This is a genomic window from Bradyrhizobium sp. Kon37 (assembly GCF_055807535.1).
Genome location: NZ_JBVVOY010000023.1, coordinates 19,309 through 41,800 on the forward strand (window position 1 = coordinate 19,309; position 22,492 = coordinate 41,800).

At 63.2% G+C, this 22,492-nt stretch carries 22 protein-coding genes and 1 pseudogene; 18 read left to right on the plus strand and 5 right to left on the minus strand.

What is annotated here, in order from left to right:
• Positions 1 to 7 precede the first annotated feature (7 nt).
• The gene (locus AC0L3J_RS30180; protein ID WP_027515358.1) at positions 8 to 487 is read right to left on the minus strand and encodes a DUF3775 domain-containing protein; all 480 of its coding nucleotides are present in this window, start codon (positions 485 to 487) and stop codon (positions 8 to 10) included.
• A gap of 123 nt (positions 488 to 610) precedes the next feature.
• Between AC0L3J_RS30180 and AC0L3J_RS30185 the strand changes: the two genes are divergently transcribed.
• From AC0L3J_RS30185 to AC0L3J_RS30220, 8 genes are all read left to right on the plus strand, one after another.
• On the plus strand, positions 611 to 1,459 hold the full coding sequence (locus AC0L3J_RS30185; RefSeq protein WP_473349451.1) for an MBL fold metallo-hydrolase: 849 nt from the start codon (positions 611 to 613) through the stop codon (positions 1,457 to 1,459).
• A gap of 128 nt (positions 1,460 to 1,587) precedes the next feature.
• Complete coding sequence (locus AC0L3J_RS30190; protein ID WP_456766399.1) at positions 1,588 to 2,430, plus strand: fumarylacetoacetate hydrolase family protein; 843 nt, start codon at positions 1,588 to 1,590, stop codon at positions 2,428 to 2,430.
• 143 nt (positions 2,431 to 2,573) lie between these two features.
• Positions 2,574 to 3,185 (plus strand): glutathione S-transferase family protein, encoded by a 612-nt coding sequence (locus AC0L3J_RS30195; protein ID WP_007599593.1) that lies wholly within the window; start codon positions 2,574 to 2,576, stop codon positions 3,183 to 3,185.
• Positions 3,186 to 3,207: 22 nt separating this feature from the next.
• A complete protein-coding gene (locus tag AC0L3J_RS30200) occupies positions 3,208 to 4,404 on the plus strand; it encodes a serine hydrolase domain-containing protein (RefSeq protein WP_473349452.1) in 1,197 nt (398 codons plus the stop codon).
• Positions 4,405 to 4,420: 16 nt separating this feature from the next.
• Positions 4,421 to 5,290, plus strand: a complete 870-nt coding sequence (locus AC0L3J_RS30205; protein ID WP_473349453.1) for an MBL fold metallo-hydrolase — start codon at positions 4,421 to 4,423, stop codon at positions 5,288 to 5,290.
• A 116-nt stretch (positions 5,291 to 5,406) separates the two neighbouring features.
• Complete coding sequence (locus tag AC0L3J_RS30210) at positions 5,407 to 6,558, plus strand: alpha/beta hydrolase (RefSeq protein ID WP_473349454.1); 1,152 nt, start codon at positions 5,407 to 5,409, stop codon at positions 6,556 to 6,558.
• Between the two features lie 62 nt (positions 6,559 to 6,620).
• A complete protein-coding gene (gene mbfA, locus AC0L3J_RS30215; protein WP_456766403.1) occupies positions 6,621 to 7,592 on the plus strand; it encodes an iron exporter MbfA in 972 nt (323 codons plus the stop codon).
• A 230-nt stretch (positions 7,593 to 7,822) separates the two neighbouring features.
• Positions 7,823 to 9,295: an amidase gene (locus AC0L3J_RS30220; RefSeq protein WP_473349455.1), complete on the plus strand. Its 1,473-nt coding sequence runs from the start codon at positions 7,823 to 7,825 to the stop codon at positions 9,293 to 9,295.
• 27 nt (positions 9,296 to 9,322) lie between these two features.
• Here AC0L3J_RS30220 and AC0L3J_RS30225 read toward each other — a convergent pair whose 3' ends face one another.
• Entirely contained in the window at positions 9,323 to 9,805 is a 483-nt protein-coding gene (locus AC0L3J_RS30225; protein WP_456766405.1) for a CinA family protein, read from the minus strand.
• A 165-nt stretch (positions 9,806 to 9,970) separates the two neighbouring features.
• On the opposite strand from AC0L3J_RS30225, the gene AC0L3J_RS30230 reads away from it, so the two are divergent.
• From AC0L3J_RS30230 to AC0L3J_RS30240, 3 genes are read left to right on the plus strand one after another with little or no spacing between them, the layout of a single operon-like run.
• Positions 9,971 to 11,029, plus strand: coding sequence for an amidohydrolase family protein (locus tag AC0L3J_RS30230; protein ID WP_456766406.1), 1,059 nt, complete (start codon positions 9,971 to 9,973; stop codon positions 11,027 to 11,029).
• 23 nt (positions 11,030 to 11,052) lie between these two features.
• Positions 11,053 to 12,162, plus strand: coding sequence for an amidohydrolase family protein (locus AC0L3J_RS30235; protein ID WP_473349456.1), 1,110 nt, complete (start codon positions 11,053 to 11,055; stop codon positions 12,160 to 12,162).
• The gene (locus AC0L3J_RS30240) at positions 12,162 to 12,575 is read left to right on the plus strand and encodes a Rieske (2Fe-2S) protein (RefSeq protein WP_473349457.1); all 414 of its coding nucleotides are present in this window, start codon (positions 12,162 to 12,164) and stop codon (positions 12,573 to 12,575) included. Before AC0L3J_RS30235 ends, AC0L3J_RS30240 begins: the two co-directional genes overlap by 1 nt.
• Positions 12,576 to 12,610: 35 nt before the next feature.
• Here AC0L3J_RS30240 and AC0L3J_RS30245 read toward each other — a convergent pair whose 3' ends face one another.
• Positions 12,611 to 13,510, minus strand: coding sequence for a transcriptional regulator GcvA (locus AC0L3J_RS30245; RefSeq protein WP_456766409.1), 900 nt, complete (start codon positions 13,508 to 13,510; stop codon positions 12,611 to 12,613).
• A 110-nt stretch (positions 13,511 to 13,620) separates the two neighbouring features.
• Between AC0L3J_RS30245 and AC0L3J_RS30250 the strand changes: the two genes are divergently transcribed.
• A complete protein-coding gene (locus AC0L3J_RS30250; RefSeq protein ID WP_473349458.1) occupies positions 13,621 to 13,824 on the plus strand; it encodes a DUF1127 domain-containing protein in 204 nt (67 codons plus the stop codon).
• 80 nt (positions 13,825 to 13,904) lie between these two features.
• Positions 13,905 to 14,528, plus strand: coding sequence for a GNAT family N-acetyltransferase (locus AC0L3J_RS30255; protein WP_473349459.1), 624 nt, complete (start codon positions 13,905 to 13,907; stop codon positions 14,526 to 14,528).
• A gap of 52 nt (positions 14,529 to 14,580) precedes the next feature.
• Here the strand turns inward: AC0L3J_RS30255 and AC0L3J_RS30260 are convergent, their stop codons facing one another.
• Positions 14,581 to 15,411, minus strand: coding sequence for an enoyl-CoA hydratase (locus tag AC0L3J_RS30260; protein ID WP_473349460.1), 831 nt, complete (start codon positions 15,409 to 15,411; stop codon positions 14,581 to 14,583).
• Positions 15,412 to 15,535: 124 nt separating this feature from the next.
• On the minus strand, positions 15,536 to 16,237 hold the full coding sequence (locus tag AC0L3J_RS30265; RefSeq protein ID WP_473349461.1) for an SDR family NAD(P)-dependent oxidoreductase: 702 nt from the start codon (positions 16,235 to 16,237) through the stop codon (positions 15,536 to 15,538).
• A 243-nt stretch (positions 16,238 to 16,480) separates the two neighbouring features.
• On the opposite strand from AC0L3J_RS30265, the gene AC0L3J_RS30270 reads away from it, so the two are divergent.
• The 5 genes and pseudogenes from AC0L3J_RS30270 to AC0L3J_RS30290 all read left to right on the plus strand — a co-directional run bounded on the left by AC0L3J_RS30270 (position 16,481) and on the right by AC0L3J_RS30290 (position 22,408).
• On the plus strand, positions 16,481 to 18,265 hold the full coding sequence (locus tag AC0L3J_RS30270) for an acyl-CoA dehydrogenase family protein (RefSeq protein ID WP_473349462.1): 1,785 nt from the start codon (positions 16,481 to 16,483) through the stop codon (positions 18,263 to 18,265).
• Between the two features lie 44 nt (positions 18,266 to 18,309).
• Positions 18,310 to 19,398, plus strand: coding sequence for a Zn-dependent alcohol dehydrogenase (locus AC0L3J_RS30275; protein ID WP_027570101.1), 1,089 nt, complete (start codon positions 18,310 to 18,312; stop codon positions 19,396 to 19,398).
• 184 nt (positions 19,399 to 19,582) lie between these two features.
• A pseudogene (locus AC0L3J_RS30280) lies at positions 19,583 to 19,666 on the plus strand (IS5/IS1182 family transposase); the annotation flags it as partial.
• Between the two features lie 372 nt (positions 19,667 to 20,038).
• Positions 20,039 to 21,172, plus strand: a complete 1,134-nt coding sequence (locus AC0L3J_RS30285) for an acyltransferase family protein (protein WP_473349463.1) — start codon at positions 20,039 to 20,041, stop codon at positions 21,170 to 21,172.
• A gap of 120 nt (positions 21,173 to 21,292) precedes the next feature.
• Positions 21,293 to 22,408, plus strand: coding sequence for an acyltransferase family protein (locus AC0L3J_RS30290; RefSeq protein ID WP_473349464.1), 1,116 nt, complete (start codon positions 21,293 to 21,295; stop codon positions 22,406 to 22,408).
• The last annotated feature ends 84 nt before the right edge of the window (positions 22,409 to 22,492 follow it).

A 22,492-nucleotide genomic window follows, 5' to 3' on the forward strand; every position in this document is an offset into this window, starting at 1 on the left:
GCCGGGATCACCGCTGTTGCTTGGTGGGCTCGTCTTCGTCTCGCTGGCTCGGACTGGATGAATCGGCGACTGGGTTTCCGTCGGTCCAGTCGACGCCGAATTCGTCGAGCCCGTCGGCGAGCAGATCGCCCAGCATCGGCTCACCGAGCAGATAATGCGCCGTTTCGCGCCGGGGACTGCGATACTCGGCGCGCGCCTCCACCGCGCGTGCGCGCAAATCGTCCCAATCGTCGATCGTGCCATCGCCGCGGCCGAGCCAGGTCAGCGCGACGAGATCGATCTGCTCGTCCTCGTTCATGGCCACGATGAAACTTCCGAGTTCGTTGACCACCGGATCGGAGCCGTCATCCTCGAGGACGTCGACCGCATCGTCATCCGTCGCATTCGAGCCGGAATCCGGATCGGAATCCGCCTGCTTGACGTCGAATTCACGCGCCTTTTCGATGATGAAGGCGACCTTCTCCGCGGAAATCGCAAGCTCTGGCATGGCTGGCCCTTTGTCTTTCCCTGGGTTCCCGCGATAACGCCGCACCGCGTCAGATGATCCATTGCGCCTGACGGCGAAACTGCGCATGTTCCCCACCAAAGCAAGAACATGAGGATGCGCCGGATGCAGTGGAAGGTCGGCAGGGTCAAAATCAGCAAGATCGTGGAATTGGAGACGGTCGGCTCGACCCGCTTCATTCTGCCCTTGGCGAGCAATGCAGAAATCCAGAAGCTGCCTTGGCTGATCCCGCATTTCGCCACGGAAGAAGGCCGGCTGAAAATGTCGATCCATTCGCTGGTGGTGGAGACGCCTTCGCGCCGCATCGTGGTCGATACCGGCCTTGGCAACGACAAGCAGGGCCGCAACGTCCCGACCTGGAACAATCGCACCACGCCGTTCCTGGAGACGATGATTGCGGCGGGCTTTCCGCCCGAGAGTATCGACACCGTGCTGTGCACGCATCTTCATGTCGATCATGTCGGCTGGAACACGAAATGGGTCGACGGCAAATGGGTGCCGACCTTCCCCAACGCGCGCTATGTCTTCGGCAAGACGGAGTATGAGCATTGGCGCGACCATTCCACCGAGCCGGACAAGCGGGCCGTGTTTGGTGATTCCGTGAAGCCGATCGTCGATGCCGAGCGGGCCGAGTTGATCCCGAGCGACCACCGGCTCAGCGACGAGATCAGCATGATTCCGACCCCCGGCCACAGCCCCGGGCATACGAGCGTTCTGATCCAGTCGGACGGCGAGCAGGGACTGCTGACGGGCGACGTCGCCCATCATCCCTGCCAGATGGCGCATCTCGGCTGGTCCTCGACCGCGGATTCCGATCAGAGCCAATCTGCCGCGACGCGGCGCGAATTGTTCGGCCGGTTTGCCGATACCCCGACGCTGGTGATCGGCGGGCATTTTTCGGCCGGGCACATCAAGCGGGACGGGGACGCATTCAGGTTCGAGGCGCTGGCCTAGTCTGGTGCCCCCGACGAACCTCCCGAATTGAGAGGGCTGCAATGCGCCCTCTTTGAGCGGTTGAATTTCCCGCCGCCCTGTTCCATGAAGCTGTTCAACCGATCGGTCCAGTCCAGGGAGAAACGAGAATGAAGCTTGTTCGTTATGGCGAGAAGGGTGCGGAAAAGCCCGGCCTGATCGACAGATCCGGCCAGTTGCGGGACCTGTCGGCGCATGTGAAGGACCTGACCGGCGAGGCCTATTCGCCCGAAAGCCTGAAGAAGCTAGCGGCGCTCGATCCGGCCTCGCTACCCGCCGTCTCCGGCAAGCCGCGGTTCGGCGCCCCCGTCACCGGCATGTCGAAATTCGTGGCGATCGGCCTCAACTACAGCGACCACGCCAAAGAGACCGGCGCGGAGATCCCGAGCGAGCCGATCATTTTCATGAAGGCCAACACCTCGCTGTCCGGGCCGAACGATGCCGTCGAAAAGCCGCGCGGCTCGACCAAGCTCGACTGGGAGGTCGAGATCGCCGCGATCATCGGCACGCGCGCAAAATACGTCTCGGAAGCCGACGCGCTCAACCACGTCGCCGGTTACTGCGTCTGCAACGACGTCTCCGAGCGCGCTTTCCAGATCGAGCGCCTGGGTCAGTGGACCAAGGGCAAGTCGCACGACACGTTCGGCCCGCTCGGCCCCTGGCTCGCCACCAAGGACGAGATCAAGGACGTGCAGAACCTGCCGATGTGGCTCGACGTCAACGGTCAGCGCCGTCAGACCGGCTCGACCAAGACCATGATCTTCTCGATGGCCAAGTGCATCTCCTATGTCTCGCAGTTCATGACGCTGCTGCCGGGCGACATCATCACGACCGGCACGCCGCCCGGCGTCGGCCTCGGCATGAAGCCGCCGACCTTCCTCAATGTCGGCGACGTCATCACGCTTGGCATCGAGGGCCTTGGCGAGCAGCGCCAGGAGATCGTCGCGGCGTAAGCCGCGGCCCTCACTACTGCCACATCGTCATTGCGAGCGAAGCGAAGCAATCCAGAGATCTTCCGGCGGAGACAGCCTGGATTGCTTCGTCGCTTCGCTCCTCGCAATGACGAAGCAAAACTTTCATTTTTTGGATACTCGCCATGAAGCTCACCTTCTCCCCCGCCTCGCCCTTCGCCCGCAAGGTGCGCATCGCCGCGATCGAGCTCGGGCTGATCGACAAGATCGAGTTCACCCCGGCAGCCGTCGCGCCGGGCACGGCCAACGAGGACTATTCGAAGATCACGCCGCTGAAAAAGCTGCCGGTGCTGATCACCAATGATGGCGATGTTATTTTGGACTCCTACGTCATCGTCGAATATCTCAACGAGATGGCCGGCGGCAGTCTGATCCCGGACTACGGTCCGCGGCGCTGGAAGGCCAAGACCAATCATGCCCTGATCAACGGCATGCTCGATTCCATGCTGCTTTGCCGCTACGAGAAGATGGTGCGGCCGCAGGGCCTGCAATGGCAGGCGTGGTCGGACGACCATTGGAATCGGGCCTGGACCGGCATGGCGCGCTTCGAGAATATGCCCGAAGTGCTGAACGGCCCGTTCGACATCTCGCAGATCGGCCTCGTCTGCGTGCTCGGCTATGCCGACTTCCGCTTCGCCGATTGCGGCTGGCGCAAGGCCTATCCGAAGCTCGACGCCTTCCACCAGAAGATGCTGGAACGGCCCTCGGTGAAAATCTCGGTGCCGCCAGCGGCGTAGTATCGCGACGGCGGGGAGAAGGATGATGCGCGATCGCTTCCCCCGCCTCTGCATTCTCGGCGCGAGCCTCATGCTCGCGTTGACCGTCTCAACCACTTCCGTGCAAGCCGACGGCATGGTGCCTGGACAGCGAACCCTCGCCTGCGAACCGCCATCGTCAGCCGACGACGGCTGGACGACTGCGTCGCCCGACAGCGTCGGCATGGACGGCGCGCAACTCTGCGGCATCGCTGCACGACTCGGGCAACGCGCGACTTCGGTCCATTCGGTTGTCGTCGCGCGCCACGGCAAGCTCGTCTTCGAGCAATACTTCGCCGGCTACGACCAACCCTGGGGACAACCGGAAGGGCAGCGCGAATTCACCGCGACGACGAGGCACGACATGCGCTCGGCATCGAAGAGCGTCGTTTCGCTGCTCGTCGGCATCGCGATCGATCGCCAGCTGATCGAAGGCGTCGACGAGCCTGTGCTGAAATTCTTTCCCGACCATCGGGCGGTGAAGCAGACGGGCTGGGAGGTCATCACGCTGCGCCATCTGCTGACGATGTCCTCGGGAATGAAATGGGACGAGGCGCGGGGCTGGACCGATCCGAACAACGACGAGCCGCATCTCGGCTTTGAGGTCGATCCGATCGGCTATGTGCTCGCAAGGCCGGTCGCAGCGCCGCCGGATGTGCTCTGGACCTATAATGGCGGCGGGACTGAACTGCTCGGCAACATCCTCGAACGCGTCTCGGGCAAGCCGCTGGAGGCGTTTGCGCGCGAGGTGCTGTTCCAGCCGATCGGAATCACCGATTTCGAGTGGAAGGCCTACCCGAAGAACGGCAAGATCGCTGCGGCCGCCGGCCTGCGTTTGCGTCCGCGAGATGCCGCCAAGCTCGGCCAGCTCGTGCTCGATCGCGGCCGGTGGAACGGCCAACAAATCGTCTCCGCCGAATGGATTGCAGAATCGATCGCACCGCGCTTCCAGGCGATCGGCTATTTCGGCGGCACGCTGTTCTATGGCTATCAATGGTGGATGGGTCGCTCGCTGGCCAGCGGCAGAGAAATCAAATGGGTTGGCGCCTTCGGCTGGGGCGGACAACGCATTTTCATCGTGCCCGAGCTTGATCTCGTCATGATGACCACCGCTGCCCAATACGGCCAGCCGAAGGAAGGGCTGGCCGCAATCGACGTCCTCTCCAACATCGTCATTCCGTCCGTGCGTGACGCACGCTGAGTGCAAGGAAGCGAGCATGAGCCTGAAATACGCTGTCGGCGATCTCACCATCCATCGCATCGTCGAGCAGGAAACCTCGTTCGTCCCGGCACTGGAGATGTTGCCGGGGCTGACGCCGGAGCTGCTGGCCGAGAACCGGGCGTGGATGAGGGAGGCGAAAGCCCTGGATGACAGCGACACATTGATGCTGTGCTTCCAGTCCTATGTGATCAAGACGCCGCACCACACCATTCTGGTCGACAGCTGCATCGGCAACGACAAGCCGCGGCCGCAGCGGCCGAAATGGAACATGAAGACTGATGATGCCTATATGCGCGGTCTCGCCGCCGCAGGTTTCTCGGTCGGCGACATCGACTTCGTGATGTGCACGCATCTGCATGTCGATCACGTCGGCTGGAACACGCGGCTGGAGAATGGCCGCTGGGTGCCGACCTTCCCGAAGGCGCGCTACGTCTTCGCCAAGCAGGAGTTCGATCACTGGAGCGAGCAGAACGCGAAGGCGGAGGTGCCGCCCTTCGCCGACAGCGTGCTGCCGGTGGTCGAGGCCAAACGCCACGAGCTCGTCGGCAACGATCACCAGATCGGCGATCACGTCCGCATCCTGCCGACGCCGGGCCACACGCCGGGCCATATCGCCATCACGATGGGCCACGGCAAGGACGACGCCGTGTTCTCCGGCGACCTCATGCACTCGCCGTTGCAGTCGCTCTATCCGGAGCTGTCGGTCAAGTTCGACCTCGATCAAGCCAGGGCGGCAACGACGCGCCGCAGCTTCCTGGAACGCTATTGCGACACCGACACGCTGTGCTGCACCGCGCATTTCCCGTCGCCCTCGGTGGGGAAGATCCGGCGCAAGGGCAGCGGCTTCGTCTGCGCGGCGGTTTAACGCGGCCTTCCTTTCCGTCATGCCCGGGCTTGTCCCGGGCATCCACGTTCTTACAATCAACCGTAACGAAGAACGTGGATGGCCGGGACAAGCCCGGCCATGACGAGGAAACACCAATGACAACGCTTCCCAACATCCCGCTCCCCGCCGGCATCCGCTCACGCTATGTCGACGATATCAACGGCCTGCGCATGCATGTGCTGGAGGCCGGCTTCGAGACCAAGGGGCGACCCTGCATCCTGCTGCTGCACGGCTTTCCCGAGCTCGCCTTCTCCTGGCGCAAGGTGATGCCGGCGCTGAGCGCGGCCGGCTATCACGTGATCGCGCCGGACCAGCGCGGCTATGGCCGGACGACGGGATGGAGCGCGGAGTACGACGGCGACCTCGCGCCGTTTTCGCTCTTCAACCTGGTGCGGGATGCGCTCGGGCTGGTGTCGGCGTTCGGCTACAGGCAGGTCGATGTGGTCGGACATGATTTCGGCAGCCCTGTCGCGGCCTGGTGCGCGCTGATGCGACCCGACGTGTTTCGTTCGGTGGCGATGATGAGCGCGCCGTTCGGCGGGGCGCCGCCGCTGCCGTTCAACACGGTCGACGCGCCGGCAAAGCCACCGGCCGAAGACCCCGTGCATCGCGAGCTCGCCGCCTTGCCGCGTCCGCGCAAGCATTATCAATGGTACTATGCGACACGCCCGGCCAACGCCGACATCCACCGTGCGCCGCAGGGCGTGCATGATTTCCTGCGCGCCTACTATCATCACAAGAGCGCGGACTGGACCGACAACAAGCCGTATCCGCTGAAGTCCTGGTCGGCGAACGAGCTTGCGAAGCTGCCGACCTATTATGTGATGGACCTGAACGAGACCATGGCCGAGACGGTCGCAAAGGAGATGCCCTCGCCGGCCGCGATCGCCGCCAATCAATGGCTGCCCGACCGCGAGCTCGCCTACTACAGCGCCGAATATGGCCGAACCGGATTCCAGGGCGGCCTGCAATGGTATCGCTGCGGCACATCGGGTGCCTTCAACAGCCAGCTCCAATTGCTGGCCGGCCGCACCATCGACGTGCCCTCCTGCTTCATCTCAGGCAAGCAGGATTGGGGCACCTACCAGCGTCCCGGCGTGCTCGAGGCCATGCAGGCGCGGACCTGCACGCAGCTGCTCGGCTGCCACCTCGTCGACGGCGCCGGTCACTGGGTGCAGCAGGAACAGCCGGCCGAGGTGAGCCGCCTGTTGCTCGATTTCCTGGCGAAGAGCCGCGGCGTGGTTTGACCCGGGAACCCAAGCGCCCTATATAGTTTAGAATTATTCTAAACTAACGAAACAGGGCCGCCGTGAAGAATTTTGCCGATCTGACCGAACGCGAGGTGCTTGCGGTCGCGATCTCCTCCGAGGAGGAGGACAGCCGCATCTACATGAGCTTCGCCGAAGACCTGAAGGAGCGCTATCCGGACTCCGCCAAGATCTTCGAGCAGATGGCCGAGGAAGAGCGCGGCCATCGCCACATGCTGCTGGAAATGTACGAGCAGCGCTTCGGGCCGCATTTGCCCCCGATCCGCCGCGAGGACGTCAAAGGCTTCCTGCGCCGCCGTCCGGTCTGGCTCACCAAAAACCTGCCGCTCGACATCGTCCGCAGGGAAGTCGAGACAATGGAATTGCAGGCCGAGCGCTTTTACGTGAAGGCCGCCGAACAGGCGCAGGATGTCGGCGTGCGCCGCCTGCTCGGCGATCTCGCCGAAGCCGAGAAAGGCCACGAAGAGGTGGCGGCCAAGCTGACGGACCAGATCCTGAGTTCAGACGTGCGCGCCGAGGAAGACCGCACCAACCGGCGCATGTTCGTGCTGCAATATGTGCAGCCAGGTCTCGCCGGCCTGATGGACGGCTCGGTTTCGACGCTGGCGCCGCTGTTTGCGGCTGCGTTCGCCACGCATCAGAACTGGCAAACGTTTCTGGTCGGCCTCGCCGCCTCGATCGGCGCCGGCATCAGCATGGGTTTTGCGGAAGCGCTGTCCGACGACGGCTCGCTGACCGGGCGTGGTTCGCCCTGGCTGCGCGGTCTCACCTGCGGCTTGATGACGACGCTCGGCGGGCTTGGGCACACCCTGCCCTATCTCGTGCCCGATAGCTGGGCCAACGCATTCTGGATCGCCACGGGAATCGCCGGAATCGTCGTGTTCTTCGAGTTGTGGGCGATTGCCTTCATCCGCGCGCGCTACATGGACACACCGTTCCTCCAGGCCGTGTTCCAGATCGTGCTCGGCGGCGCGATCGTGCTGGCGGTGGGGATATTGATCGGAGCGGCGTAGAACGCTGTCATGCCCCGCGAAGGCGGGGCATCCAGTACGCCGCGACCTCTCGGTGTCCGATCGGCGCCGGTGGAATACTGGATCGCCCGGTCAAGCCGGGCGATGACTGCGAGTGGTTGCTTGGCTCATCGCGTTCCGTCTTGCCCACATGTCAATCGCGATCAAACGGCGGTTGCGGTGCTGGGCCAAACTGCGCATCATCGTTCGACAATAAGAACAGGAGATGCGCCATGGCCAAATCCGAATGGAGCTTCAAGAGCGCGGTCGCGCTGTCGGCCGCGTTGACCGCGAAGAAGGTCTCGTCGGTCGAGCTCACCCGGGATGCGATCGACCGCATCGAACGGCACGACGGCAAGGTCAACGCGATCTGCGTGCGGGATTTCGACCGTGCGCTGGACGCCGCACGCGAGGCGGACGCCGCATTGGCGCGCGGCGAGCGCAAGCCGCTGCTCGGCCTGCCGATGACGATCAAGGAATCCTTCAACATCGCCGGCCTGCCGACGACCTGGGGCTGGACGCCGGAGAAAGATTTCAAGCCGGCGGAGGACGCGCTGTCGATCGCCCGGGTGAAGGAGGCCGGCGGCGTCATCCTCGGCAAGACCAACGTGCCCGTGGGGTTGGCGGATTGGCAGAGCTACAACGAGATCTACGGCACGACCAACAATCCATTCGATCTCGGCCGCACGCCGGGTGGCTCGTCGGGCGGCTCGTCTGCGGCGCTCGCGACGGGCTATGGACCACTCTCGCTCGGGTCCGACATCGGCGGCTCGCTGCGCGTGCCCGCTTTCCATTGCGGGGTCTATGCGCACAAGCCGACCTACAATCTCTGTCCAACACGTGGCCACACGCCGCCGCCATTTCCAGCCATTCCGATGGAGCGCGATATGGCGGTGATCGGTCCGATGGCGCGGAGCGCGGTCGACCTGCCCCTGCTCCTGGATGTGATGGCAGGCCCCGATCCTCTGGACCTCGGCATCGGATACAAGCTCGCGCTGCCGGAGGCGCGACACGGCGCGCTGAAGGACTTCCGCGTGCTGGTGATCGACAACCATCCGCTGCTGCCTGCCAATGCAGATATTCGCGGCGCGATCGAGAAGCTGGCGGACCAATTGACGGGCACGGGCGCGCGCGTCGCGCGCGAAAGTCCGCTGTTTCCGGACTTCACGGAAGCCTCTCGCCTCTACATGCGCATGCTGATGGGTTTTCTCGGCGCCTTCTCTCCGCCGGACATTCTCGCCGGAGCGCGTGCCGGAGCGGCGCAGCTCTCGCCTGAGGACAAGAGCCTTGCTGCCGAGCGGCTGCGCGGCATGACCAGCACACATCAGGCCTGGGTGTTCGACGAAGGCGCTCGCGCCGGCCTGCGCGCGCAGTGGCGGCAATTGTTCAGGACATTCGATGCGGTGATCTGCCCGATCATGCCGACCCCGGCCTATCCGCATGATCATTCGCCGGAGCAGGAAGCGCGCCGGATCAACATCGACGGCAAGGACTTTGCCTATCCGGACCAGCTTGCCTGGCCCGGCATTGCCACGCTGACGGGCCTGCCGGCAACGGCCGTTCCGCTCGGTCTGTCGAAGGATGGCCTGCCGGTCGGCGTGCAAATCATCGGGCCCTTCCTCGAGGACCGCACGCCGCTGAAGCTCGCCGAGCTGATCGAACGCGAGTTCGGCGGGTTCGTGCCGCCGAAGATGTTCGACGATTGATTCGTTGGCAATGACGGCGCCGCGAGGTCAGCGCTCCAGATTCTTCAATAGCAATTTCAGCGCTGTCGCCGCAAAGGTCTGCATATTGGCGAAGCGGTCGTTGCTGCCCGTCTCCAGCGTCATCACCCCGACTGCGGGACCGGCGACCGCCATACAGCTGTGGCCCGCCGCATCGCCGTACCGATTGCCGGTGGGACCGGCTGCGCCGGTCTCGGACAGGCCCCAATCGCAGTTGAAGCGGCTGCGCATCCGCTCGGCCAGCAACTGCGCGTAGGGCTCCGACGAGGAACGAAATCCCTTCATTCCTTCGTCCGAAATATCCATCAGCACGCGCCTGGCATCGCGGGTGTAGACCACGGCGCCGCCGAGGAAATAGGCGGACGCGCCGGGGACCGCGAGCAGGCTGGCCGAGATCAGGCCGCCGGTCGAGGATTCCGCCACGGCAATGGTCTGTTTGCGCGCGATCAGTTTCGCCGCGACCTGTTCCGCAATGCCGACGAGCTCTTTCATTCCTTGACCCCTTATGCCTTCGCAACCGAGCCCGGCCTTTCTAGCATATGACAGCGCCGTTGGCCGAGTTGCAGCCAACGGGCAGGCCTGCTTGAATGGCGGCCAAAAGGCGGAGTGCCAAGCGCTGCCCGAGAAGGCGCGACGAGGAAACGTGAAGGACACGTCATGGCGTCCCTGATCGCCGGCGGAGTGGATTGCGATGTGCATCCGGCCGTGCCGCATCTGACCAGTCTGCTGCCCTACCTGAACGACTATTGGCGCGATCAGGTGACGACGCGCGGCATGGTCGATCTCATCTCGCAATCCTACCCGCAAAACTCGCCGATCACGGCGCGGCCCGACTGGCGCCCCGAAAGCGGCAAGCCGGGTGAAAGCCTGGCGGACATGCAGCGCCACGTGCTCGATCCCTTCCAGCTCTCGCATGCCATCTGCAATCCGCTCTATGGCGTGCAGATGGTGTTTTCAGAGGATCTGCAGGCCGCCTTCTGCCGCGCACTGAACGACTGGCTCGCGAAAGAATGGCTGGATCGCGATACGCGGTTGCGCGGCTCCATCGTGATTCCCACCCAAAGCGTCGAGAAGGCCGTCGCCGAGATCGAGCGCTGTGCGACGGATCGCCGCTTCGTGCAGGTGCTGATGCTAGTGATGGGCGATACGCCGCTCGGCAAGCGCGCGCTCTGGCCGATCTACGAGGCGGCAGAACGGCTGGACCTGCCGATCGGCATTCATGCCGGTTCCGCCTATCACAATCCGCCGACCGCCGTGGGCTGGGGTTCCTACCACATCGAGGATTATGCCGGTCAGGCCCAGGCGTTCCAGACCCAGCTCACCAGCCTGATCGTCGAGGGCGTGTTCGCCAAATATCCGCGACTGAAGATGGTGATGCTGGAATCCGGGGTGTCCTGGATCTCGCCATTTCTCTGGCGCCTGCACAAGTTCTGGCGTGGGGTGCGGATGGAGACGCCATGGGTCGATCGCGCGCCGCTGGACATTGTGCGCAGCAACATCCGCTTCTCGTTGCAGCCATTCGATGCGCCGCCGGATGAGGCGACATTAATTCGCCTGTTTGATCATATGCAGTCGGACGAATTAGTCCTATTCTCCACCGACTATCCGCACTGGCAGTTCGACGGCCAGGAGGCGCTGCCCGCAGGTCTCACCCCCGATCTCGTGCGCAAGATCATGATCGATAATCCGCATGCGACCTATCCCCGCCTGACTTAGCCGCTGCCAAAGGAGGCAAGGCGATGAATATTCAGTTCCGCGAAAGCTCCGAAGCCGCTTCCCCACTGACCGTCAAAACCGCGATCGCGGACTGCGACATCCATCCGGCACGCGCGACCCGCGCCGAGCTCTATCCTTATCTGGCCAAACGCTGGCAGCATCATCTCGAAGTCTACGGCGTCCATGCCTATCAAGGCATGATGGAAGGTCCGCCCTATCCCAAGGCCCAGCCCAACGCCTCGCGCCGCGACGCCTATCCGCCGGAAGGCGGGCCGCAGGGCTCCTCGCTGTCCTTTATGCAGAAGCAGCTGCTCGACCCCAACAACGTGCAGCTCGGCGTGCTCAATCCGCTCAACACCGGCCAGGGCATCCGCAACCACGAGCTCTCGGCCGCTTTGTGCTCGGCGATCAACGATTGGCAGATCGACAAATGGACCAGCAAGGACAAGCGGCTGAAGGCGTCCATCGTCGTCGGCAATGAGGACGGGCTGTCGGCCGCCGCCGAAATCCGCGAGCGCGCCGGCGACAAGAATTTCGTGCAGGTGCTGCTGCTCAGCCGCAATGTCGAGCCGCTCGGCCAGCGCCGCTACTGGCCGATCTACCAGGCCGCCGAAGAGGCCGGCCTTCCCGTCGGCGTCCACGCGTTCGGCTTCGGCGGCAACCCGATCACGCCGTCGGGCTGGCCTTCCTATTACATCGAGGAAATGGTCGGCCATTCGCAGTGCCAGCAATCGGCGCTCGCGAGCCTGGTGCTGGAGGGCGTGTTCGAGCGCTTCCCGAAATTGAAGATGGTGATGATCGAGGCCGGCTTCGGCTGGGCGCCGTCGCTGGCGTGGCGGCTCGACAAGGTCTGGCAGCGGCTGCGGAGCGAGGTGCCGCATGTCAAACGGCCGCCGTCGGAATATATCCGCGAGCAGGTGTGGTGGACGACGCAGCCGATGGAGGATCCGGAGCGGCGCGAGGATCTGTTCGACGTCATCAAGTGGATCGGCTGGGACCGACTGCTGTTCGCCACCGACTATCCGCACTGGGATTACGACGAGCCCTCGCGCGTGCTGCCCGCGGGCGTCAGCGACGATGACCGCGAGGCCTTCTATCTCGGCAATGCGAAGAAGCTGTACGGGATCGCTTGATGGCGCGGCATGTGATTGCCGCGGTCGATGAGCTGCCGCCCGGCACGCGAAAATTTCTGGAGATCGACGGACGGCCGATCGCGGTCTTCAACATCAAGGGTGAATATTTCGGCCTGATGAACCGCTGCCCGCATCAGGGCGCGGCACTGTGCGAGGGGCCGCTGATCGGGCTGGCGCAATCCAGCGACCCCGGTGAGATCGAATACACCAAGCTCGGCGAGATCATCCGCTGCCCCTGGCACGGCTGGGAGTTCGACATCCGCACCGGCCAGTCCTATTGCGACCCCCGCCGCTTCCGGGTGAAGGCCTATCCCGCGCGTGTCGAGCCGGGTGCGAGCGTGGTGAAGGGGCCGTATGTCGCTGAGACGATACCGGTGAAAGTCGAGAGCGATTACGTCGTGGTGGACCTGTAGCGAAGCAGATGGCGCGGACATGCGCCGGTACGATCTCAGGCTTTATTCTGCGTTGCAGCGATCATCCAGTCGCGGAATGCGGCGAGCTTCGGCGCCTCGCGGCGGCCCTCCGGCGCGACCAGGTAGAAGCCGGCATCGGCGGGCAGCGCGATCTTGAACGGGACCACTAGTCGCCCCTTGGCAATGTCGTCCTGGACGTAGGAGGTCCGCCCCATCGCGACGCCGATGCCGTCGATCGCGGCCTGGATGGTCATGAAGATCATGTCGAAGGTGATGCCGGGCTGCCTGGCGATGTCGGCCGGCTGACCCGCCGCCGTCAACCACAGCCGCCAGTCGTCGCTGTTGGCATTGGAGGTGTGCAGCAGCATGTGGCTCTTGAGGTCCTCGGGACAGCGCAACGGCTTGTCACCGCGCAGCAGAGACGGGCTGCAGACCGGAAACAGCTCGTCCGCCATCAGCCAGTCGGCGCGCAAGCCCGGCCACTGGCCGCGCCCGTAGCGGATCGCGGCATCGACATTGTCGCGCTGGAAGTCCACGAGGCTGGTCGAGGTGGTGATGCGGACGTCGATGCCGGGATGGTGCTCCTGGAAATCGGTCAGCCGCGGCAGCAGCCATTTTGCGGCAAGCGAGGCCAGTGTCGAGACCGTCAGCACCTTGTCATCGTCCTTGCGCAGCAGCCGGTCGGTGGCGAGGCGGAGGTCGTTGAAGGCGGCGCGGACGCCCGGCAGATAGTCCCGCGCCTCCGGCGTCAGCGTCAGCGCGCGGTTCTGCCGGACGAACAGGCGGATGCCGAGCTCCTCCTCGAGCCTGCGGATCTGATGGCTGATCGCGGTCTGGGTCACGTTCAGCTCGGACGCCGCCAAGGTGAAGCTGAGATGGCGCGCGGCGGCCTCAAAGGCCCGCAATCCGTTCAGGGAGGGCAATCTGGCAGTCATCTGGCAGCAGGATACATGAGTTTATTTCATGCGAAAGAGTACAAATTGTCGTTTGTCGCAGTGCACCAGCAAGCTGATATTAGCGGTCAACTTAGCTCCAGGAGCTGACAATGTCTACTTTGACCCAGAATTCGATGACAAATCATCATGCGCCCAGCCTGATCCACCAGATCGGCGAGACCCTCCATGTCTGGCACGAGCGCTACCGGACCCGGCGAGAGCTCACCAACTGGTCGGCGCGCGACCTTCAGGATGTCGGGCTGTCCTGGAGCGATGTGGCCTACGAGGCCGACAAACCCTTCTGGCGGGCCTGATTGGCCGCCAGGCCGGCGCCGCCTGACTGTGGGGGCGCCGGCGGTCCCTTTCGCCTTTGGTCCCGTTGGGGGCGCGTGTCATGAGCATCCTTCGCCCGGAAGATCTGAAGCAGTATTCGGACACGCTGCGCACGCGAGACGGCGAGGCGCTGCGCGTTCGCTTCGTCGAGCCGCGCGACACCGAGGAGGTCCAGCACTATTTTCGCTCGCTCTCGACGCGGTCCCGTTACAACCGCTTCTTCGGCGCGATCAGCGAACTGCCGCAGGGCCTGCTGCACGAATTCCTCCAGATCGGCGAGCGTGAGCGTTTTACCGTGGTCGCAACCATGATGGTCGACGGCTTCGAGACCATCGTCGCCGAAGCGCGCTACGCGCTGCATGCCGAAACCGCGACGCTTGAATTCGGCCTGTCAGTTGCCGACCGCTGGCAGGGCCATGGCATCGCTACCGTGCTGATGAAGAATCTTGAATGCCGCGCCGCCGCGCTTGGCGCCGACCACATGTTCGGCGACACGTTGCGCTCCAACGCCGCCATGATCTCGCTCGCGCGCAAATCGGACTTCGCCTTCGTCAATCATCCTGACGACTGGAAGCTGGTGCGCTTCGACAAGGAGATCTCCGTCGCACCGAAAGACATTCCTTGCGCGAGCTGGCGTCTCGTCGCTCTTTCCCGTCAGGCCGATAGCCCCTCAGCCTCGGCTTGACACCACTCGAGCCCGGCCTGGCGAAAACCAGAGCCGGGCATTTTTTTCGCCCCTACTTCCCCGCGAACACCGCCTTGCGTTTCTCGATGAAGGCCTGCACCGCCTCCTTGTGGTCAGCGGTCGTGGTCAGGCGGACCAGCCGTTCGGCCTCGTGGTCGCGCGCGGTTTCGAAGTCGAACAGCACGGCCTCGTCGAGATTGTCCTTCATGTAGCGCAGCGCGAGGCGCGGACCTCCGGCGAGGGATTTTGCCAATGCAAAGGCCTCCGCCTGCAATTTGTCGTCGGGCACCACGCGGTTGACGAGACCGATGGCCTCGCACCTGACGGCATCGACCCGATCGCCGGTGAACAGCAGCTCGCGCGCCCGCGCGGTGCCGACGAGGCGCGTCAACAGCCACGCGATGCCATAGTCGCCGCTGAGCGCAATGCGCGCATAGCCGGTGGCCACGAAGGCCGATTGCGCGGCGATGCGGATGTCACAGGCCATGGCGATGGCGAGCCCCGCGCCAACCGCCGGTCCCGGCAGCGCCGCGATCGTCGGCTTGCGCACCGACACCAGCGCGCCGGTGAGCAGTCGCTGCCGCTCCTGGAGATCGGCGACCTTGTCGTCAAAGGACATCTCCAGCTTCTTCGGGTCGCGATGCGCGCCCATGCCCTTGACGTTGCCGCCCGCGCAGAACGCTTCGCCCGCGCCGGTGATCAGCAGCGCGCCGACATCGGGGTTCTCGCCGCAGGAGCGGATCATCGTGCGCAGCGCCGGGGTCAGCGCGTCCGACAGCGAGTTTCGCGCCTCGGGCCGGTTCAGCGTGATCAATGCGACGCGATCGCGGATCACGCAGAGGAGTTCACTGGTGCCGGTGTCGATGGTGGTTTCCGTGGTCATGCCGCTCCCTCTCTTTCGTCATTGCGAGGAGCGAAGCGACGAAGCAATCCAGCCTTTTTTCAGTGGAGACATTTCTGGATTGCTTCGCTTCGCTCGCAATGACGGTCGCTGTGAATCTATCGTCTCAAAACTTCTCCACCCAGGGCCGCAGCTCCAGCTCCCAGCTCCAGGCGCTGCGCGGCTGCTGCAACACGTTCCAGTAGCTCTCCGCGATGGCATCGGGATCGAGCATCGAATCCGGCTTGTCCGGCGCTTCGATGCGCGCTGCGCTCCTGATGCCGCCATCGATCACGAAATGCGCGACATGGATGCCTTGCGGCGACAATTCGCGCGCCATGCTCTGCGCGAGCCCGCGCAGTGCGAACTTGCCCATCGCGAACGGTGCGGACTGCGCATAGCCCTTGACGCTCGCCGAGGCGCCGGTGAACAGGATCGCACCGTGCTGGTTCGGCAGCATGCGCCTGGCCGCCTGCTGCGCCACCAGGAAGCCGCCATAGGCACTGACCGCAATGGCGTTCGCCACGTCGGCCGGAACGAGATCGACGAACGGCCCGCGCGCCCGGCCGCTGGCGTTGTAGACAACCAAATCGGGCGTGCCGATCTCGCGTTCGACGAGGCCGAACAGGCGTTCGACCTCATCAGGCTCGGTGGCGTTGCAGGCATAGGCCTTGGCGCCGGTTGCGCTGCAGAGCGCGCCGAGCTTCTCGATTTTTCGCGCGGCCAGTGCGACGCGGATGCCCTGGGCGGACAACAGTCGCGCCAGCGAGGCGCTCAGGCCTTCGCCGGCGCCGACGATGAGGGCGATCTTGTATTTCGGGTGTTCCATGACGTGATCTCTCGAAGACAGGAAGCCGCTGATCTATGTACGGTCCGCGCGGACAACCAGCCAGAGCTTTGGGCAAGCCGATCACAATTCCGCAGGGCGAATTGCTCCCACACGGCGATCATGCCTCCCTGACAATTTGCGGCTTTATCCGCTTTCGCGACTGGAGCATGATCGACATCATCCCAAGCGGCAAGCGCCAAATCAGCGCAAAATGGCCGCCAGGCGGAAACGAAGAGGACGATCATGCACAAGCCGGCCCCCGCGCAGGCAAAACAGGTCGCGGCCGCACCATCCGGACTGCTGGCTCCCGACACCACCGGCATGAATTTCTACCGCGCCGATCAGGCACTCACCGATCTCCTGCGCATTCATCTGCCGGACACGCTATTCCGTCACATCGAGCCGCAACTCGATCGCCTTGGTGAACTCGCCGGCGGATATCTCGACGACTGCGCGCGGCTCGCCGACCGGCACGGGCCGGTGTTGCACCAGCGCGACAAGTTCGGCCGCGACGTGCAGTGGATCGAATACCACCCCGCCTATCGCGAGTTGGAGAAGGCAGCCTTCGGCGAGTTCGGCATCCACGCGCTCTCGATTCGCAAGGGCATCATGGGCTGGCCGGACAAATATCCCGTCGTGGCCAAGCACGCCTTCACCTTCCTGTTCAACCAGACCGAATTCGGCATGGGCTGCCCGATCAACGTCACCGACGGCTGCGCCAAGCTGCTGGCGAATTTCGGCAGCGACGCGCTGAAGGCGAAATATCTCGACGGCCTGACCCAGACCGACATGAGCAAGCTGACCCAGGGCGGCCAGTTCATGACCGAAAAGGAAGGCGGCTCCGACGTCGGCACGCTGACCACGACGGCGGTGCAGGAAGGCGACCATTGGCGCCTCACCGGCGAAAAATGGTTCTGCTCGAACGCCGACGCAAAGATCGTGATGCTGCTGGCGCGCCCCGAAGGCGCCGGCCCCGGCACGCGCGGTGTCGGCCTGTTCCTGATGCCGCGGTTCCTCGACGATGGTTCGCAGAACCACTACCGGATCGTGCGTCTGAAGGACAAGCTCGGCACGCGCTCGATGGCCTCGGGTGAGATCAAGCTCGAAGGCGCGATCGCCTACGCGGTCGGCAAGCTCGACCGCGGCTTCGTGCAGATGGCCGAAATGGTAAACTCGTCGCGGCTTTCAAATGGCGTCAAATCCACCGCGCTGATGCGCCGCGCCTACCATGACGCGATGACGGTGGCGAAAAACCGCGTCGTGTTCGGCAACCGCATCATCGACCTGCCGCTGGGCCGGCGCCAGATGCTGAAGATCATGCTGCCGGTCGAGCAGGCGTTGTCGATGAGCTTTCTCACTGCGGACGCGCTCGACCGCGCCGAGGCCGGCAGCCAGGATGCGGCCGCACTGCTGCGCATCCTGACGCCGACCTTGAAATTCCGCGCCACCCGCGATGCGCGAAAGGTCTGTGGCGACGCGCTCGAGATGCGCGGCGGCATCGGCTATATCGAGGAATTCGCAACCGCCCGCCTGCTCCGCGACGCGCATCTCGGCTCGGTCTGGGAAGGCACCGGCAACATCGTCGCGATTGATGCACTGAGGCGTGCGGTCGGCCGCCACGGCGCCGAATCCGCGCTCGCCGCCGATTTGCACGCCCGCCTCGATGACAGCCCCTCGGTGCCGCAGGCCTGGCGCGACCGGCTCCGCACCCTCACCGATCGCGCGGTCGGTTTTGCGCGCGAGGTCGCGGCGAAATCCGAAAACGAAGCCGATGCGCGCCGCGCCACCAGCCTGCTCTATCATGTCGCCAGTGCCGTGGCGCTCGCCTGGGAGGCCCATCGCATTCACGACATGCGCGGCGATGCGCGAAGGCTGTTGTTGTCGCGGCTGGTGATCGATCACCGGGTGTCGCCGAGCGATCCGTTCCGGCTGACGGAAAATGCCGTGCAGCAGAAGATCGCCACGCTGCTGCTCGGCGAGCGCGCAGCTGATATGAGCGAGGTTGGCGAACTGGTCCTGGCGGCGTAGGCTGCACCCACGTTCAAAGCAAAAAAAGCGATAGGGAGTGCTCGATGAAGGCCGCCGTCCTCCATGAAGTCAACAAGCCTCTGGTCATCGAGGATGTCAGCCTGCCGAAGCCCGGCCCGCGCGAGGTCCTGATCCGGACCTCGGTCGCAGGTCTCTGCCACTCCGATTTGCACTTCATGGAAGGCCTTTATCCGCATCCGCTGCCCGCGGTGCTCGGGCACGAATCGGCCGGCGTCGTCGAACAGGTCGGCTCCGACGTCACCTATGTGAAACCGGGCGACCATGTCGTCACTTGCCTGTCCGTGTTCTGCGGCACCTGCGACAATTGCACCACGGGCCGCACGGTGCTCTGCACCGACACCACCGTAAAACTGCTGCCGGGCGCCTCTAATCGGATGCAGTGGGCCCGCTCGGAGAAGCTGCATCAGTTTCTCAACCTATCGTCCTTCGCCGAGCAGATGCTGGTGCACGAGAACGCGATCGTCAAAATCCGCAAGGAAATGCCGCTCGATCTTGCGGCACTGATCGGCTGCGGCGTCATTACGGGCTACGGCGCGGTCGTGAACACGGCGAAGGTGACGGCCGGCGAGACCGTGGCCGTGATCGGCTGCGGCGGTGTCGGCATGGCTGCGATCAACGGCGCGCAGATCGCGGGCGCCGGCCGCATCATCGCCATCGACACCAATCCGGCCAAGCTCCAGCTTGCGACCAAGCTTGGCGCCACCGACATCATCAACCCGGCAGACGGCGACGTCGTGAAGCAGGTGCGCGATCTCACCAATGGCGGCGTGCATCATTCCTTCGAGGTGCTCGGCCGCAAGGAGACCGCCGAGCAGGCCTTCGGCATGCTCGCCTCGGGCGGCACGGCCACCATCGTCGGCATGATTCCGTTCGGCCAGAAGATCGAGCTGCATGGCTTCGACTTCCTGCGCGAGCGCAGGATCCAGGGCTCATCGATGGGCTCGAACCATTTTCGCGTCGACATGCCGCGGCTGGTGGATTTCTACCTGCGCGGCCGGCTGCACCTGGAGGACTGGATCTCGGCCAAGCTGAAGCTCTCCGAGATCAACGAAGGCTTTGCCAACATGAAGGCCGGCAAGACGCTGCGCAGCGTGATCATGTTTGACAGCTGATGGCTGGATGAGGCGGGACGCTCAGGATTGAGGCAACTGGTCCGGACCGGCCAAGTCGCAACGCGACTGCTTCAGGAGCTGCCGCGCCGCAGCTCAGACGAGGCCCGTGGCGAACAGGTATACGCGGGATACGCTCCAGCCGGGTCCGAGCCAAAGATTGAGCACGAGGTTTGCCATTAAACCGATGTTGCCGAATAAGTCGCGCGGCGTGCCACGGGTGAATGACCGTCGTGTCCTCAATGGCATTTTCTGGATCTTGCGATCCGGAGCTTCTCTTTCCGGCTTAACCGGCCGCCCGTCGGTTCCATATTTGGAAGGCCGCCGTCAACATTAGGAACAAATTCTTCACCAACACACAAACGATAGTACTCATTGTAAACACAACCGGACGACGCGCGTGCTAGAACCCCAAGAAGCAGCGCGAAGTTGCACACCTGCCGTCGCAATTGGGAATCTGGAATGTTTAGCGGACTGACCTACTCCGCATGGGGGCGCTCCCCCGCATTGGAGTGTCGAAAGGCGTGCGGACCGCGGGTTCAAGTGCGCTGGGAGCACGCCAGGCATCGGCGGATCGAGACGTGCTGCTGGTTGATCGCCGCTTCGGCGTGCGGTTTTGTGGCGTTTCGCTAAGAGCACAAGCATGTTCAGTCTGGCTGATCAGCTGGCTCTTTCGCGCAATCGGCCTGCAGGTTTCGATTACATGCGAATTGCGCTGGCGGCCGCGATCATCTGCCTGCACAGCGCGAACGTCACACTTGGGCTTGATCGGGCAATGGAGGTAGCAGGCCATTTTCGCATGGTGAACGCAACGGTTCTTGCGCTGTTCTTCGCCTTGAGCGGCTTCTTGGTGACGGGCAGCCTGTTGAGGTGCAAGAGCCTGATTTCGTTTGTCGGCCTGCGCGTGCTTCGCATCGCGCCCGCCCTCGTGGTTGAGACGACGCTTTCAGCCATCATCATCGGCCCGATCTTCACCGCGATGCCTTTGACGGAGTACTTCGCGGACCCGAGATTCCATGTCTATTTTCTCAACATGCTCGGCGACGTCCACTTCGAACTCCCGGGTGTATTTCTTTACAATCCGGTGCCTGATCTGGTGAATGCTCAGCTCTGGACGGTGCCGTATGAGCTGTGGTGTTACGCTATCCTGGCGCTTCTTGCCGCGACCACGATTTGCTTCAACAGGGCACTATATCTTGGGTTCCTGGTGTTCGCCCAGATCGGCCTCGTCTGGTACGATATCTACCATTCAGACGAACTGTTCATTCACCTTCGCCCGCACATTCTGGTGTTCTGCTTCCTCTTGGGCGTCGGCTTCTACCTCTGGCGCGACAAGGTACCGTTCAACCGGGCGACGGGCCTGTTCGCGCTTGTACTTTGCATGATCGGCATGGCCGGCGGACGCAGCGATGCGATTTTTGCCATGCCGGCCGCCTATATCGCGTGTTATCTGGGCCTCACGAACCCGCGGCGAATCTGGATCGTGTCGTCCGGCGACTATTCCTACGGGATGTACCTCTATGGATTCGTCATCCAGCAGTGCGTTGCAGCGCTGGGCCCGTCGCTTCAGTACTGGTATCTGAACGTCCTGATCAGCCTGCCGATTGCCTTTGGCGTCGCTGTCGCCTCCTGGCACCTCCTCGAGAAACACGCTCTTCGGCTGAAAGGCCAGCTCGAACGCTTTGAGACGGCAGTTCTTTCGGCGTTTCGATCGTGGATTGCCCATAGGAGGAGGCGCCGCGTGCAATCGCATAGCCGACCGATTGCTGAAAACTGAACAACTCCTCTCCGTGAGCAACCGAGTTTTAACCAGTCGTTGCTTTGCTCATTCTATCTCTATCAAAGGCGCGATCTGGCCCTCGCACGGTCTAAGTCTTTCGAGACTTGAGGGATACAATTGAAGTCATCAGCCGGTTTGCACTTCATCGGGCTTGACCACGTTCGGGCAGTCGCGGTGCTCATGGTTTTCGCTTGGCACTTCACGCATGCCGTTGGTGCTTATCCCGAGACCTTCGAGGGCGCCCCGGCTGTGTTTCCGCTGGCTCTGTTTGACGAAGGTCACACCGGCGTGGCGCTTTTCATGGTGCTCAGCGGATATCTGTTCGCGAAGCTGCTTGATGGCAAAACGATAAACTACCTTGCATTTTTCTGGAACCGTTTGATCCGGCTCGCCCCGCTCCTGGTCCTCGTCCTCATCCTGGTCGGGATCATCAAGCATGCGGAGGGCGAGGGGCTCGGTGGATACGTCGCAAATCTAGCGAAGGGATTCGTGGTCCCAGCTTGGCCGAATGGCGCGTGGTCCATCACCATCGAAATGCATTTCTATATCGCGCTGCCCTTTCTGATCTACGCGAGCCGGCGCCATAAGTGGACACCACTCATCTTTGTGGGAGCAGCAATTGCCCTACGCTCCATCATCTTCGCAATGGTCGGCGAAGTAGAATATTACGCGTACTACACGATCATTGGCCGCATAGATCAGTTCGCTTTGGGCATCATCGCGTTCAGCTATCGACACATTTTGACCGGAAGACACCTTTCGGCCATCGGATTACTCACAGCGTTCAGTGTGGGGTTCTGGATGTTCGACATTGCCGGCGGCTACTACGGAACAGAGCGCAATCCGCTATGGATAATCCTCCCGACCGCCGAAGCCGTCGCTTACTCGTCGCTTGTCGCCTACTATGACACCAGTTTCAGGCTGAGAAACGCGGGCATTTCATGGGCGTTCTCGAAGATTGGCGAATATAGCTATTCAATCTACCTGCTGCATACGTTCTTCGTGGTCGAGCTAGCGGAGTTCGTTCAACGCCACGTCATGGACATTTCGAACTTCTATGTCGCATTGGCGTGGTCATTCGCCTGCTTCACCCTGATGATTCCGATCGGGATCATCAGTTTCGTTTACGTGGAAGCGCCTTTTCTCCGGCTTCGTCGCGTCTATACAAAGCCAATTGCACGAGTCTCCCAGTACGGCAGCAGCGTCGCCGCACAGGGATTAGGCCCCGTTTGATTCGCCCGGCTATGACTTTGGCGTCGATCGCTCAAAGCGCCCACCCGATGACCCTAGATCATGACCAACTGCCCCGGAGCATGA